Source organism: Propionivibrio sp. (genome assembly GCF_029255185.1).
In the GTDB taxonomy this organism is placed as follows: Bacteria; Pseudomonadota; Gammaproteobacteria; order Burkholderiales; family Rhodocyclaceae; genus Propionivibrio.
Window position 1 is genome coordinate 1 of record NZ_JAPUVO010000097.1, and the last position, 14844, is coordinate 14844.

Consider the following 14844-nt stretch of genomic DNA (forward strand, 5'->3'; position numbering starts at 1 on the left):
CGCCTCGTCCTCAATCTTTTCCGCCTCGACACCTCCAAGAAAAAAGGGGGTATCTATACTCGTCGCATTCTCGCCGCTTCTTCCGATGCTTATCGCGCCAGTCTCCTCGGGTTAAAGGGAATTTGATGCAATTGCCCTGTTTTGATATTTTTCTTAACTTTCTGATCAATCCGGAATTCTCGGCAACCCTCGTCCCGATCAGCAAGGTCGACAAATTATGGCGCAGCGCCCGGCGGCAGCAGCACCCACATCTGCCCCTGCTGTTTCATTTTTCCGGCCTGGCTGCCAGCCTGCGCGCCAAAGCCCCAGAAAAGATCAGCGCGCACTACGCCGCGTATCGCGCCGCCGGTATCTTGCGCCAACATCAAACGACGCAATGGCGCCGAGGAGTTGGGTTGTGTCGTCGACAGAAAGACCGGCGCACCCAGCGGCACCTGGCGCGGATCAACGGCAATGCTGCGCTCAGCGGTCAGTGGTACGCCCATGGCGCCTTGCGGACCCTCATTTTCCCTGGATTGAACCTCACGAAAGAAAACGTAGCTCGGATTGCTGTTCAGCACGTCGTTCAGTTTTTCCGGGTTAGCCCGTGCCCAGGCCTGAATACCTTGCATTGAGGCCTGCTCGGGTTTGAGTTCGCCCCTGTCAATCAGCACCCGACCGATTGACTGATAGGGATGCCCGTTCTGATCAGCATAAGCGATGCGCACCACGCTGCCATCGGGCAGCTTGACGCGACCGGAACCTTGAATCTGCAGGAAAAATAGTTCGATGGCGTCATCGACCCACAACAGTACGCGATCCGCATAGTCGGCTTCGCGCGCGGCGATGTCGGCGCGGGAATAATAGGGAATAACCTTGTTGCCTTGCAAACGGCCGCGTAGGCGCATGTTCTTCAGATCTGGCAGCAGGTCAGCAAGTTCGATGTCCAGGAGGTCAGCCGGAACGCCCAACACCGCTTGCGAGAAGGTCGCGCTGCGCTGGCGCGCGCCATTCAGCAAGGGTTCGTAATAGCCGGTGACCAGCCCGCTGGTCGTCCCATCCGGATTGGTCAGCAGGTAGGGCTCGAAACGGGATTCGAAGAAACGGTGCAAGGTGCTGTTATCGTTGGCCGCAAGCTCTTTCGCCTCGACACAGGCGGCCCGCCAGAGCAGCCATGTCGGCTTGCTGGCCAGAGCGAGGCAGGACTGCATAAAGGCCGGCCAGGCAGCACGCAGATCATCCTCGGACCAGCCCGGCAGATCGGCCCAACGTGCAACCTGCATCGGCTTGGCCGACGGCGGGACAATTTGCACGGTGCATTGCGGGCAAACCGCCACTGGCGGCGCCTTGACCGTCGCACAGGCCGCCAGAAAGGCTCCGACAAACATTGCGGCAAGCAAGGCAAATCGTCTCGTTTGGCTTTTGGGCATGGTTTGGCTACAGTGCGGGTGTTTTTGACCTTGCGCAGTATACTGCCCTGATGAACGATCCGAACCGGCAGCTTGCCCGTTTTCTTTCCCGTGCAGAAAAACTGCTCGAACGCATCGAGCCGCTGCTGCCGCCCGCTTCTTCCATTCCTGACTGGAATGCCGCAATCGCCTTTCGCTGGCGCAGGCACGGCAGCACGGGCTATCTACAGCCGATCACCCGGCCGTCAACGATACGCCTGCACGACTTGCACGACATCGACGAGCAAAAACGTCGCATTGACGTCAACACGCGCCAGTTTCTCGACGCGCAGCCAGCCAACAACGTGCTGCTCACTGGCACTCGCGGCTCGGGGAAATCGTCGCTGATCAAAGCGCTGCTCAACGAATATGCGCCCAGGGGCTTGCGCGTCATCGAGGTGGAGAAAAGCGACCTGGTCGACCTGCCTGATATCGTCGAGTTGATCGATGGCCGTCCCGAGCACTTCATCATTTTTTGCGATGACCTGTCGTTCGATGCCGGCGATGCGACCTTCAAGGCGCTGAAGGTCGTCCTTGACGGGTCGATGGCCTCGACGCCGGACAATGCGCTGCTTTACGCAACCTCGAACCGCCGCCACCTGATGCCGGAGTATTTTGAAGAAAATCTCGAAAGCAAGCGGGTCGGCGATGAAATCCATCCGGGCGAAGCGGTCGAGGAAAAAATCTCGCTCTCGGAGCGCTTCGGTCTCTGGCTTTCTTTCTACCCCTTTGACCAAGACGCCTACCTCAACATCGTCGCGCACTGGCTCAAATCCTTCGGTTGCGGCGAGAAAGAAATCGCCCGTGCCGAACGTGATGCGCTCAACTGGGCGCTGCTGCGGGGCTCGCGCAGCGGTCGCGTGGCCTGGCAATTCGCCAAGGACTGGGCGGGAACGCATCAGCACAAGCCGGTCCGTACCAAGCGCAGCAAATGACCAAGCTAGTCGAAGTCGCTGCGGCCGTTTTGTTGCGGGAAGGACAAAGCGGTATCGAGTATCTGCTCGCCCGGCGCCCCGAGGGGAAAGTCTATGCCGGCTACTGGGAGTTTCCTGGTGGCAAGGTCGAGCCTGGCGAGTCCCTGCGCCAGGCGCTGATGCGCGAGCTACAGGAAGAACTTGGTATCGCCATTGACCATGCCTGGCCCTGGCTGTCCTGCACATTTACCTATCCGCACGCCAGCGTCCGCCTGAAATTTTTCCGCGTACCTTCCTGGCACGGCGAGATCGTGCCAATCGAGCACGACGGCTTGATCTGGACAACAATCGGCGACGCGGCGACCGTGACGCCGATTCTGCCAGCCAACGGTCCGATTTTGCGCGCACTGGAACTGCCGTCGCTCTACGCGCTGACCAACGCCGACGACAATGGCATAGACGCCGAACTGGCCCGCCTGGAACGCGCGCTGGCCAGCGGGCTGCGCCTGATCCAGATCCGTGACAAGTGTCTGCCACCGGCACAGCGCTTGCGCCTGGCCAAGGCTGTCATGGCCTTGGCCAGGCCGTACACTGACGCCTGCGTGCTGATCAATGACGACGAGGAGCTGGTGCGCATCGTTGCTGCCCACGGCCTGCACCTGTCGTCCGGACGGCTCATGCAAGTTGCTCAACGCCCGCCATTTAACCGGGTTGCCGCCTCTTGCCACAACGCCGAAGAACTTGCGCACGCAGCAGCGCTGGGGCTTGACTTCGTCCTGCTCAGTCCGGTCTTGGCCACGCAATCTCACCCCGAAACTGAGGGCTTAGGCTGGGACGAGTTTGCACGCCTGATTGAACGCTCCCCACTGCCAGCCTATGCCCTCGGCGGACTGGCCCCGAACATGCTCGAAACCGCCCGTCTGCACGGAGCACACGGAATCGCCCTGATGCGCGGCTGGGGCTAGTCGCCGGAATGCGGTTCGGAAAGCGGGTCCGTCGTTTCCTGCACTGGAACCCGATACGATTCTGACGCCCAGGCGCCAAGATCGATCAGCTTGCAACGCTCGGAACAGAAGGGGCGATAGCGGTTGTCAGCACTCCATACTGACTCGCCGCCGCATTGCGGGCAGCGTACTTTGGTTGGCCCCTTGACCATCAGAGATCAGAAAACATCATAAAAACCGCCCGTACGCCAAAGCAGATAGTGAGGGCAGGATTATGCCTCAGAATTGTCTGTGCGGCCTATCAGGGAGCGCCTACTCGCCCAGATAGGCCTCGCGCACTTTGGGGTTGGCAAGCAGTTTCGTTGATTCGTCGGTGAGCGTAATCTCGCCGCTCTCCATGACATAGCCGCGCTGACTAACTTCGAGCGCCAGTTTGGCGTTTTGCTCGACAAGCAAAACTGTCATCCCCGCATCAGCTACGGAACGAATCACTTCGAATATTTTTTGCACCATTAGCGGTGCGAGCCCCATTGACGGTTCGTCGAGCAATAAAAGTTTCGGCCGGCTCATCAGTGCTCGACCGATGGCCAGCATCTGCTGCTCACCGCCGGACAGGGTGCCGGCCAGCTGCTGTGAGCGTTCCTTGAGGCGGGGGAAAAGCGAGAATACGCGCTCGCTATCAGCGTTAATCGCCTCCTTGTCGCGGCGGCTGTAGGCGCCCATCAGCAGGTTTTCGACAATGCTCATGCGCGGGAAGACGCCACGTCCTTCGGGTACCAGCGCGATGCCTTCGGACACCAGTTCATGCGGCGGCAGCGTAGAAATCTCCTTGCCGCAATAGCGGACGCTGCCGCCGGCGGCGTTGAGCAGGCGGGCCAAAGCCTTCAGTGTGCTGGTTTTGCCGGCGCCATTGGCGCCGATCAGCGTAACCATCTCGCCCTGATTGACGTGAAAGGTGATGCCGCGCACCGCCTGGATACCGCCATAGGCGACGCGTAGCCCCGTGACCTCAAGCAATGCTGCCTCCTAAATACGCTTCGATGACCTTAGGATCTTTTTGTACGACGACTGGAATGTCTTCGCAGATTTTTTCACCGTAGTCGAGCACCGCCACGCGGTCGCACAGCCCCATCACCAGTTTGACGTCGTGCTCGATAAGCAGGACGGTGATGCCATCCTTGCGAATACCTTCGATCAATTCGCGCAAGCCCTCTGTTTCGGTGCCGTTCATACCGGCTGCTGGTTCGTCGAGAGCCAGCAGCTTGGGGTCGGTGGCCAGCGCACGGGCAATTTCAAGGCGGCGCTGGTCGCCGTAGGACAAATGCCGGGCCAGATCGTCGGCACGGTCGGCAATGCCAACGTAATTGAGCAATTCTTCGGCACGGCGCCGGATGGCGGCCTCTTCCCTGGTCGTGCGGCGGTCGCGCAAGACGGCGCCGAGCACGCCGGCATGCGTGCGTACATGGCGCCCGACCATGACGTTTTCCATCGCCGTCATGTTGCCGAACAACCGGATGTTCTGGAAGGTGCGGGCGATGCCACACCTGGCCGCCAGATGCGGCGTACTGGCCGGCAACTTCTCACCATTGAAGATGAGTTCGCCGCTGTCAGGGTGATAAAGGCCGGTTAGAACGTTGAAAAAAGTTGTCTTGCCGGCACCGTTCGGCCCGATCAGACCATAGATCTCGCCCTGCCGGATGGACAGCGAAACATCGCGCAGCGCGGTAACGCCGCCAAAATACTTGGCTATGGCGCGCGCTTCGAGGAGCTGGGTGTTCATCGAAAAACCTCACCGCAAAGACGCAAAGACGCAAAGAAACATGAAACCATGACTTTCTTTGCGGCACTCTGCGTTCTTTGCGTATTTGCGGTAAATAACTGAGCTTCTCAGCTTCATTCACCTTCCTTCAGCGCGTCGGTAGTCGATTCGCCGCGAAATTCGCGCCGGCGGGTGGTCGATGGCCACAGCCCGGCAGGACGGTAGAGCATGACGACAATCAGCGCCAGGCCGAAAAGCAGCATGCGCAGCGCTTCAGGATCGAGCAGAATCTTGCCGAAAAGGGCCATTTGCACTGGGCCGGCGCCATGGCGAAAAACTTCCGGCAGGATGGTCAGCAGAATGCCGCCAAGGATGACGCCGGGAATGTTGCCCATGCCGCCAAGCACCACCATGCAGAGCACCATTACCGATTCCATCAGATTGAAGGATTCAGGGCTGACAAAACCCTGGAAGCCGGCAAACAGTCCGCCAGCGACGCCGCCAAAGCTGGCGCCCATGGTAAAAGCCAGCAGTTTGATGTTGCGCGTGTTGATGCCGCAGGATTTGGCGGCAATCTCGTCTTCGCGGATGGCGACCCAGGCACGGCCAATGCGCGAGTTTTCCAGGCGGATGGTAATAAATACGATGAGCAAGGCTAGCGCGAGAAAAAAATAGTAGTAAGCGTGCAGCGAAGAAATCGTAAAGCCGAGAATACTGAGCGGTTTGGCCAGCGTGATGCCGCCAAGATGTATCGGGTCGATTCCGGAAACGCCCTGCGGCCCGTTGGTGATATTGACCGGTGCGTTGAGGTTGTTCAGGAAAATACGCACTATTTCGCCAAAGCCAAGCGTGACGATGGCCAGATAGTCGCCGCGCAGGCGTAGTGTCGGCGCCCCCAGAAGCACACCGAAAACTCCGGCGAGTACGGCACCCGCCGGGATGATCAGCCAGACCGGCAAATGCAGTCCGAAGTGCGGGCTGGCGAGCAGCGCGTAAAGGTAGGCACCGACCGCGTAAAAAGCGATGTACCCCATGTCGAGCAGACCGGCGAAACCGACCACAATGTTCAGACCGAGTGCCAGCATGATGTACAGCAGTGCGAAATCGACAATGCGTAGCCAGGAGTTGCCCAGAGCACTGCCGATCATGAAAGGAAAGGCGGCGAGCATCAGGCCCATGGCGATGGTGGCGGCGATGGCCGCGCGCTTGTCGCAACGCCAGGCTCCAAGCGAGTGTGCAAGAGTCATCATGCACGCTCCGAAATTTTTTCACCGACTAGTCCCGAGGGGCGAAAAATCAGCACGCAGATCAGCACGAAGAAGGCGAAGACATCCTGATAGTGGCTACCGAGAAAACCGCCGGTCAGGTCGCCGATGTAGCCTGCGCCAAGCGACTCGATGAGACCAAGCAAAATGCCGCCGAGTACCGCGCCCGCGATGTTGCCAATGCCGCCAAGCACAGCCGCGGTAAAAGCCTTCAGTCCGAGCATAAAGCCCATGTAGAAGTGGACAATCGAATAGTTGGCGCTAACCATCAAGCCGGCCACGGCGGCCAGCGCCGATCCGATGACGAAGGTAAACGAAATGATCTGGTTGATGTTGACCCCCATTAACTGGGCGATCAGCGGATTCTCTGATGTTGCTCGCATGGCGCGGCCAAGGCGGGTACGGTGAATGAGAACGATCAGGCCGGCCATCATCAGCGCGGCGATGAGCACGATGGTCACCTGCAAGCTGGTAATCGTCGCACCGTAAATATCAAACTGGGCGTCTGGCAAGATCGGTGGAAAAGCGTGGTAGTTGCGTCCCCAAATCAGCATGGCGAGGTTTTGCAGGACGATGGAAACGCCGATAGCGGTGATCAGCGGCGCCAGCTTTGGCGCGCGGCGCAAGGGTCGGTAGGCAATGCGCTCGATGCTGTAACCCACCGCCATGCACACTGCCACTGCTCCGGCGAGTGCGATTAGAATGATGATGAAGACCGGCAGTCCGCTATTGACGAGCAGCTTGACGACCGTCAGGGCGACCATGGCGCCAATCATGACAATCTCGCCATGGGCAAAATTGATCAGCCCCATGATGCCGTAAACCATCGTGTAGCCGAGTGCGACCAGGGCATAGATGCTGCCGAGAACCAAGCCATTGATGATTTGCTGGATGAATATGTCCACGGATTGGAAGGCCCGAAATTCTGGATGTGGATCGTAACAAGCGAACGGCACCCGAGGGTGCCGTTCGTTTTGTTGAGTCTGGCCCGCTTACTTCTTCTCTATCGCGGCCTTGGTGGTTTCTGCCGCTGACTTGCCCGCGTCGGCGGCGCTCTTGGTCATGTCGGCAGCAGCCTTGGCGCCTTCCTTGGCAACATCCTTCATGGCGTCCTTGGCCGCTTCACCAGCGACTACGGCGGCATCCTTAACCGCAGTTGCCGCTTCTTTCACAGCTTCCTTGGCCATTTCCACGGGTGCACCACCAATTGTTTCGCGGTATTCCCACTTGCCGTCCTTGACCTGATACAGGCTGATCGCGCCACCCTTGAGGTCGCCCTTTTCGTCAAACTGCACCCTCGCGGTCACGCCCTGGTAATCGGTCTTGCCAATTTCCGGCAGGAATTTGGCTGATTCAACCGAATTGGCACGCTTCATGGCATCGACCATGACCATCACGGCATCATAAACGTAAGGTGCGTAAAGCTGGATCTGACCATACTTGGCGGTGAACGCATCGCCAAAGGCCTTGCCGCCCGGCATCTGGTCAAGCGGAACACCCGGTAGCGAGCAGTACTGGCCTTCACTGGCAGCACCGGCGAGTTTGATGTACTCCGGCGTGCAGCCGCCGTCACCGGTCAGGAACTTTGCTTTCAAGCCGAGCGACTTCAATTGCTTGGTCATCGGGCCGCCCTGGGCATCCATGCCGCCGTAGAAGATAACGTCGACCTTCTTCGACTTGATCTTGGTCAGAATGGCGGCAAAATCGGTCGCCTTGTCGTTGGTAAATTCGCGCGTGGCGACCTTGCCTCCGGCCGCGATGACCGACTTTTCAAATTCGTCGGCCAGGCCTTGACCATAGGCCGAGCGATCGTCAATGATAGCCACGGTCTTCGCAGCCATCTGCTTGGCAGCGTAGTCGCCGAGCACCTTGCCCTGCTGGACATCGTTGGCCATGACGCGGAAAGCGGTGGTGAAGCCCTGCTGGGTATACTTCGGATTGGTTGCCGAACCAGAAATCTGTGGGATGCCGGCGTCGAAATAAATCTTCGATGCAGGAATCGTGGTGCCTGAGTTGAGGTGGCCGATGACGCCGTTCACCTTGGCGTCGACCAGTTTCTGAGCCACGATGGTGCCCTGCATCGGGACAGCCTGGTCGTCTTCTGCGACAAGTGCGAACTTGATCTTGGCGCCGCCGATTTCAAGGCCCTTGCCATTGAGTTCGTCGATCGCCATGCGCGCGGCGTTCTCGTTGTCCTTGCCCAGATGCGCCTGCGGACCGGTAAGCGGCGCCACGTGACCAAGCTGGACAGTCACTTCAGGCTTCGGTGGGGGAGCTACCGGAGCGGTGACGACGGGCACCGGAGCGGGTACCGGCTTGGGTGCTTCCTTCTGGCTACAGCCGATCATGGCAATAGCGGCAGCGATAGCAAACGTCATGCTGGGAATGCGCGAATACGACATGTTTTATTACCTCCGGAAACGGTGTGAATGGAAACGGTCGGAAAGAGCGGTCGATTCTGCTGACCTGTGACTATGATGTCAATGCAAAAATCGGGAGTCGATCGGGCGGGTAAAGCGGTAACGTCAGTAAACAAGACCGGCGAAAACCGGTCTTGTCCTTGCGCAGAAAATGATTACTTCAGGCTGAGAATCCACTTGACCAATTTGGTCGCTTCGTCGGGTTTGACCGTGGTGTTCGGCGGCATCGGTATTTCGGCGCCAAGTTCTTTCGCCCATGCACCCTTGCCGCCCTTGATGACTTTCTCGGCCAACTTGGCTTCGGCATCCTTCTGCCCAGCATAGCGCTTGGCGATGTCCTTGTAGGCCGGGCCGACAATCTTCTTGTCGACCGAGTGACAGGCCAGGCAGTTCTTGGCCTTGGCCAGCGCCTCGTCAGCCTGGGCTGCACCGGCGGACAAGAGGCCGACCGTGACCAGCAGTGATAGGGTGAGTCTCTTCATTCTGTATCTCCGTTGATGAAAGGGAATTGCCGCCGGGTGATCATAGTCCAGTTTGTTGGCGAATCTCAAGGCAAATGAAGCCAACTTAGCGCCGCTTCAACTGACTGAGGTCACGCACGGCGCCGGTGGCGGCCGAAGTGGTCATCATGCCATAGGCCTGCAGAGCCTTGGAAACGATGCGCGTACGCTCGACGGCTGGCTGCCAACCCTGCTCGCCTTTGGCGTCCATCGTCGCGCGACGCTGCTTCAGTACCTCGTCGGCGACGGCCAGGTGAATGCGCCGCTTGGGAATGTCGATTTCAATGGCGTCACCTTCTTCGATCAGGCCGATGGCGCCACCCTCGGCGGCTTCCGGCGAAACATGGCCGATCGACAGTCCAGAGGTGCCGCCCGAAAAGCGACCGTCGGTGAGCAGCGCGCAGGCTTTGCCCATTCCCTTAGATTTGAGGTAAGAGGTCGGGTACAGCATCTCCTGCATGCCGGGCCCACCTTTCGGCCCTTCGTAGCGGATGACGACGACATCGCCTGCGACGATTTCGTCAGCGAGAATGGCCTGCACCGAGGCGTCCTGGCTCTCGAAAATACGCGCCCGGCCAGTAAACTTCCAGATGCTTTCATCGACGCCTGCGGTTTTTACGATGCAGCCATCGCTCGCGATATTGCCGTAAAGCACGGCCAGGCCGCCCTCCTGCGAGTAGGCGTTGGCCCGGTCGCGAATACAGCCGTGTGTGCGGTCAAGATCCAGTTCCGGGAAGCGCCTATCCTGCGAAAACGCCGTCTGCGTCGGAACACCACCGGGAGCGGCTCGGTAAAAACTGGACACCTTCAGATCGTGGGCGCGCATGGTGTCCCACACCGAAAGCGCCGCCTCGAGCGTTTTGGCGTGGACGGTCGGTACGTCGCCATGCAACAGGCCGGCGCGATCGAGTTCACCGAGAATGCCGAAAATGCCACCGGCACGATGTACGTCCTCAATGTGGTACTTGTCGGTCATCGGCGCCACCTTGCACAGACAGGGTACCTTGCGCGAGATGCGGTCGATGTCGGCCATGGTGAAATTCACCCCGGCTTCCTGCGCCGTGGCCAGGATATGCAGGACGGTGTTGGTCGAGCCGCCCATCGCCACGTCCAGGGTCATAGCGTTTTCAAAGGCTTTGAACGAGCCGATGGCGCGCGGCAGCACCGAGGCATCATCGTCCTCGTAATAACGCCGGCAAAGTTCGACGATCTGTCGGCCGGCCTTGAGGAAAAGTCCTTTGCGGTCGGCGTGAGTGGCGAGCATGGTGCCGTTGCCGGGCAATGATAAACCCAGCGCTTCGGTCAGGCAGTTCATCGAATTGGCGGTGAACATTCCGGAGCAGGAGCCGCAGGTCGGACAGGCAGAGCGTTCGATCTCATCGAGCTCGGCGTCGGAAACGCTGCTGTCGGCGGCCTTGACCATGGCATCGACGAGATCCAAGTGGATGATCTGACCGCCTTGCGCCTTGTATTTTCCGGCTTCCATCGGTCCGCCGGAGACGAATATGGCCGGAATGTTCACGCGCATTGCCGCCATCAGCATTCCCGGCGTGATCTTGTCGCAGTTCGAGATGCAGACCATGGCGTCGGCGCAATGCGCGTTGACCATGTATTCGACCGAATCAGCAATCAGCTCGCGCGAGGGCAGCGAGTACAGCATGCCGTCGTGGCCCATGGCAATGCCGTCATCGACGGCGATGGTATTGAACTCCTTGGCGATACCCCCGGATTTTTCGATTTCTGCCGCCACCAGTTGCCCCATGTCCTTGAGGTGTACATGGCCCGGAACGAACTGCGTGAAGGAATTGACCACGGCAATGATCGGCTTGCCGAAATCGCCGTCCTTCATGCCGGTCGCCCGCCAAAGCGCGCGGGCGCCAGCCATGTTGCGACCGTGGGTCGAGGTACGGGAACGGTAATCAGGCATGGCCAATCTCCAGAACAATAACGGTCAGAATCAAGCGGACCATTCTACCGAAGAAGCACGGCACTGAGTTCGCCTAAACGATGGCTTGCAGCGATTGGCAGTCGACCTATACAATCTGCCTATGTATTATCCTGCTTCCCCCGCTGGCCGGGATTAAGGAATGCTCGCCGTGATTATGAATCTTTTTTCGTCGCGTCCGGATCATCCTCTGGGTGATGCCAAGGAACTCAAGCGGATCATCACCGCATTGCCTTCGGATAATTCGTTCAAGGCAGTTGATGAGGTTTATGGCTGGTTTGAATCCTTGCAGTCGGCAGACGGTTTCCGGATTGATCATTATTTTGACGTAGTCCGGCAACTTGACGAAGCGGCGCAACCCTACATTCGACTGCTGACGCGCAACTACTTACAAACGCCGCAGCTCTCGAAGAGCGAAGAGCGTCGCTTATGGTCACTGTGCTACAACTACTGGGGGGAAGTCTCCAGCCTCTACGCGCTCTGCATTGAGCGTTCGAAGAAAAACCCGAAAGACAAGGGAGGCGATGCTTTTAAAGCGCTGCTGCCGCTCGCCGCAACGCGGCTGATGGCGGCCCGGGCCACCCAGTTGAAATGGGTTGAATATCGTTATGAACCGGTTGGCGAGGATCTGTGGCGTGGCCTCGGGCAGCCCTATCTGGCGGCAGAGGCTGAAGGGTATGCACAAAAGCCGGTAGCGCTCTATCCGTCCTTGTCGGGCATGACCAGCGTAACTGCGCAATACCTGCAAGCGCTGATTTTCTGCTCATCGTCGATGGATAGCCTGATGCCGCTTGAAATCGAGTTGGCTGACCGCTTGATCGCCCACTTCCAGCCGGGCTTTGTTTTCTCGAACGATTGCTTGCCTGAGAGCGTGTGCTGGGTCGATGCGGCGAGTGGTTTGCCACCGCTGCGGCTGGCGCGCCTGCCCGATCGCCCGGCGCCTAGCCTGCGGTTTTTTTCGCCGGGAAGTGCGGCGCAGGCTTTGAACGAGTTGATCAGCAGCGTTGAGCTAGGCAAGGTTCCTGCTGATCTGAATCTGGGGGGGCAGTACCCGGCCAAGGTGCTGCTGCCCGTGCTCCGCCATCTAGCCCTCTACTGGGCGCCCGAACCACCGCAACGCGATCATCCGCGCCACCCTGTCAAAACTCGCATCGCCGTGCTGCAAGGCTTCGATGACTGCTTTACCGTTTTTGCCGGCAATATAGCGCGGCTTGGCAAGGAACGAAACGCCGAGAGCTGGATCGTCGAGAACGTTAGTCTCGGTGGCTTTTGCGCCACTGTCGATGAACTTGTCGGCGACTGGCTGAAGATTGGCGCCCTGCTTTGCATGCAGCCTGAAGGTGGCGAGAACTGGGTGCTGGGGGTGCTGCGGCGATACAACAAGGATTCTTCAACCCAAGCTCGAGTCGGTATCGAGTCCCTCTCCAGACACGCGCAGAGCGTTGAGTTGCGACCGCGAACTACGGGCTTTTCGGCAACCGGAACCATCCCGGGAATCTGGCTGCGCGAAGGGAATGCGCCTGGTGAAGCGCGGATGGTGTTGCCAAGCTCGAGTTTCAATGTTCGCCAAAGCCTGGAGTTTTCGCACGAAGGCCGCCGCTACCTGCTGACACCGATTGAGCTTGAAGATACCGGCAACCACTTCGAAATTGGTCGCTATCGAGAAACTGCGGCTGATTAAGGGATTGCCAGCAGCTACTACTGCCCGGAACCCTCGTTCTCGAGCTCCTTAAGCAACTGGAAGATAGCACGATAGCTGCGTGGCGCCTTGTTCTGCTCCTGTTCCTTGAGTGCTGCACGGCGCAGTGAACGCAGGTGTTGCAGATCGACCGACGGATAGAGGCTGGCAATTTCGTTCACCACTTTTTCGTCGGTAAGAAACTCTGTGCGCAGTCGTTCAAGGCGGTGCAGTTTGGCTGTCTCGCTCGCCGATTCGCCGCGCACCAAGGCAAGCGCAGCGCGAATCGGTTCCACATCGACGTTGCGCATAATTTTTCCGATGTACTGCATTTGCCGACGCTTGGCTTCGTCAGGTCGCATCATGCGCTGCGCCTCGCGAACTGCGTCACGCAGATCCTCCGGGATGTCGATTTTCTTCACACGGTCGGTCGATAGTGCGACGAGTTCTTCCCCGAGCGTCTGCAGTTCTTCCATCTGCTGTTTGCGTTGGGTTTTCGAGGGTGCTGTGGGTTCTGCGTCGTGGGTTTTCATCGGTTTTCTTATGCCAGAGGCCAGGCAGGTAGCTGCTATGATAACGGCTTTCAATGCAAGCATCGTCATCCCATGTCGCGAATCCCCGTTGCCCCCCCGCCTAAATCACGTTTCAGCCACCCCCTGGAGACCCTGCAGGAATTTGCCCAGGATGTTCTCGCCCATGCCAAAAAATCGGGCGCCAGCGATTGCGAAGTTGATGTCTCGGAAGGTTTTGGGCAATCTGTCAGCGTGCGCTGCGGCGAGGTCGAAACCATCGAGTACAACCGCGACAAGGGAATCGGCGTCACGATTTATCTTGGTCAGCACAAAGGGCACGCCAGCACCTCCGATTTTTCGCTGGCAGCCTTGCGTGAAACCGTCGAAGCCGCACTCAATATCGCCCGTTTCACTGCCGCCGACCCCTGTGCCGGTTTGCCGGATGCGTCGCTGCTGGCTACGCGCCAGGAAGGATTTTCCGATCTCGATCTTTACCATCCCTGGCTGCTGCCGGTCGAAGCCGCCATTGATCTGGCGCGGCGTTGCGAGCAAGCGGCTTTTGCCGTCAGTACGCAGGTGAGCAACTCGGAAGGCGCCACCGTTTCGATTCAGGAGGGTCAGTTTATTTCGGCCAATAGCTTGGGTTTCATGGGCGGCTACCCGAACTCGCGGCATTTCCTTTCCTGCTCGGTAATCGCTGGCAAAGACGAGAACATGCAGCGCGACGACTGGTATTCAAGCGCGCGCGATGCATGTCAGTTGGCCTCGCCCGAAGCGATCGGCGATTACGCCGCACGCCGTGCGTTAGCGCGGCTCGGAGCGCGCAAGATCAAAACCTGCAAGGTACCGGTGCTGTTCGAGGCGCCGTTGGCTGCGTCGCTGATCGGCAGTTTTGTCCATGCGGTAAGCGGCGGCAGCCTGTATCGCAAGACCAGCTTTCTGGTGAATAGCCTCGGCAAGCGCGTTTTCTCCAAGAAGATGCAGATCAGCGAACGCCCACACCTGCGAGGGGGAATGGCAAGTAGCCGGTTCGACAGCGACGGCGTCGCCACCCATGAGCGCGAGGTAATCGTCGACGGAGTGTTGCAGGGCTACTTCCTGAGCGCTTACACGGCACGCAAGCTGGGGCTGCAGACGACCGGCAATGCCGGAGGCAGCCATAACCTGATTGTCCATCCAGGCAAACGCGACCTGAGCGGCCTGCTCAAAAAAATGGGGCGTGGTCTGCTAGTAACCGAACTGCTCGGCCAGGGGGTCAACTACGTCAATGGTGACTACTCGCGCGGTGCGGCGGGGTACTGGGTTGAGGGTGGCGAGATCGCGCATGCCGTTGAAGAAGTGACCATCGCCGGCAATCTGCGCGACATGTTCCGTAACGTCGCTGCCGTTGGCAACGACGTCCTGACGAGGGGTTCCAAGCAGGTCGGTTCGATTCTCATCGAGCAGATGAAGGTGGCGGGGAGCTGATAAAGTCTTGCCT

14 protein-coding genes and 1 pseudogene are annotated in these 14844 nt (G+C 58.9%); 5 read left to right on the forward strand and 10 right to left on the reverse strand.

The window, feature by feature from the left end; genetic code table 11:
- Positions 1-126: pseudogene (locus Q1J43_RS07840) on the forward strand (ISAs1 family transposase); the annotation flags it as partial.
- A gap of 89 nt (positions 127-215) precedes the next feature.
- Here the strand turns inward: Q1J43_RS07840 and Q1J43_RS07845 are convergent.
- Positions 216-1409: a murein transglycosylase A gene (locus Q1J43_RS07845; protein ID WP_301101896.1), complete on the reverse strand. Its 1194-nt coding sequence runs from the start codon at positions 1407-1409 to the stop codon at positions 216-218.
- A gap of 50 nt (positions 1410-1459) precedes the next feature.
- On the opposite strand from Q1J43_RS07845, the gene Q1J43_RS07850 reads away from it, so the two are divergent.
- Entirely contained in the window at positions 1460-2362 is a 903-nt protein-coding gene (locus tag Q1J43_RS07850) for an ATP-binding protein (protein ID WP_301101897.1), read from the forward strand.
- Complete coding sequence (locus Q1J43_RS07855; protein ID WP_301101898.1) at positions 2359-3306, forward strand: Nudix family hydrolase; 948 nt, start codon at positions 2359-2361, stop codon at positions 3304-3306. The genes Q1J43_RS07850 and Q1J43_RS07855 overlap by 4 nt, the downstream gene beginning before the upstream one ends.
- On the opposite strand, the gene Q1J43_RS07860 is transcribed toward Q1J43_RS07855, so the two are convergent.
- The 8 genes from Q1J43_RS07860 to ilvD form a co-directional block, all read right to left on the reverse strand.
- Positions 3303-3497 (reverse strand): DNA gyrase inhibitor YacG, encoded by a 195-nt coding sequence (locus Q1J43_RS07860; protein ID WP_301101899.1) that lies wholly within the window; start codon positions 3495-3497, stop codon positions 3303-3305. The genes Q1J43_RS07855 and Q1J43_RS07860 overlap by 4 nt on opposite strands.
- Positions 3498-3597: 100 nt before the next feature.
- On the reverse strand, positions 3598-4302 hold the full coding sequence (locus tag Q1J43_RS07865) for an ABC transporter ATP-binding protein (RefSeq protein ID WP_301101900.1): 705 nt from the start codon (positions 4300-4302) through the stop codon (positions 3598-3600).
- Positions 4295-5065, reverse strand: coding sequence for an ABC transporter ATP-binding protein (locus Q1J43_RS07870; RefSeq protein WP_301101901.1), 771 nt, complete (start codon positions 5063-5065; stop codon positions 4295-4297). The genes Q1J43_RS07865 and Q1J43_RS07870 overlap by 8 nt, the downstream gene beginning before the upstream one ends.
- Positions 5066-5178: 113 nt before the next feature.
- Complete coding sequence (locus tag Q1J43_RS07875) at positions 5179-6222, reverse strand: ABC transporter ATP-binding protein (protein WP_301101931.1); 1044 nt, start codon at positions 6220-6222, stop codon at positions 5179-5181.
- A gap of 68 nt (positions 6223-6290) precedes the next feature.
- Entirely contained in the window at positions 6291-7214 is a 924-nt protein-coding gene (locus Q1J43_RS07880) for a branched-chain amino acid ABC transporter permease (RefSeq protein ID WP_301101903.1), read from the reverse strand.
- An 87-nt stretch (positions 7215-7301) separates the two neighbouring features.
- Positions 7302-8687, reverse strand: coding sequence for an ABC transporter substrate-binding protein (locus Q1J43_RS07885; protein ID WP_301101905.1), 1386 nt, complete (start codon positions 8685-8687; stop codon positions 7302-7304).
- 197 nt (positions 8688-8884) lie between these two features.
- Positions 8885-9211 (reverse strand): c-type cytochrome, encoded by a 327-nt coding sequence (locus tag Q1J43_RS07890; protein WP_301101906.1) that lies wholly within the window; start codon positions 9209-9211, stop codon positions 8885-8887.
- Between the two features lie 85 nt (positions 9212-9296).
- Positions 9297-11156, reverse strand: coding sequence for a dihydroxy-acid dehydratase (gene ilvD, locus Q1J43_RS07895; protein WP_301101907.1), 1860 nt, complete (start codon positions 11154-11156; stop codon positions 9297-9299).
- A 160-nt stretch (positions 11157-11316) separates the two neighbouring features.
- Here ilvD and Q1J43_RS07900 point away from each other — a divergent pair, with 160 nt between their 5' ends.
- Complete coding sequence (locus tag Q1J43_RS07900) at positions 11317-12855, forward strand: hypothetical protein (RefSeq protein WP_301101908.1); 1539 nt, start codon at positions 11317-11319, stop codon at positions 12853-12855.
- Positions 12856-12872: 17 nt separating this feature from the next.
- Here the strand turns inward: Q1J43_RS07900 and yjgA are convergent, their stop codons facing one another.
- Positions 12873-13385, reverse strand: a complete 513-nt coding sequence (gene yjgA / locus Q1J43_RS07905) for a ribosome biogenesis factor YjgA (protein ID WP_301101909.1) — start codon at positions 13383-13385, stop codon at positions 12873-12875.
- Positions 13386-13457: 72 nt separating this feature from the next.
- On the opposite strand from yjgA, the gene pmbA reads away from it, so the two are divergent.
- Positions 13458-14831, forward strand: a complete 1374-nt coding sequence (pmbA, locus tag Q1J43_RS07910; protein WP_301101910.1) for a metalloprotease PmbA — start codon at positions 13458-13460, stop codon at positions 14829-14831.
- Positions 14832-14844 lie beyond the last annotated feature (13 nt).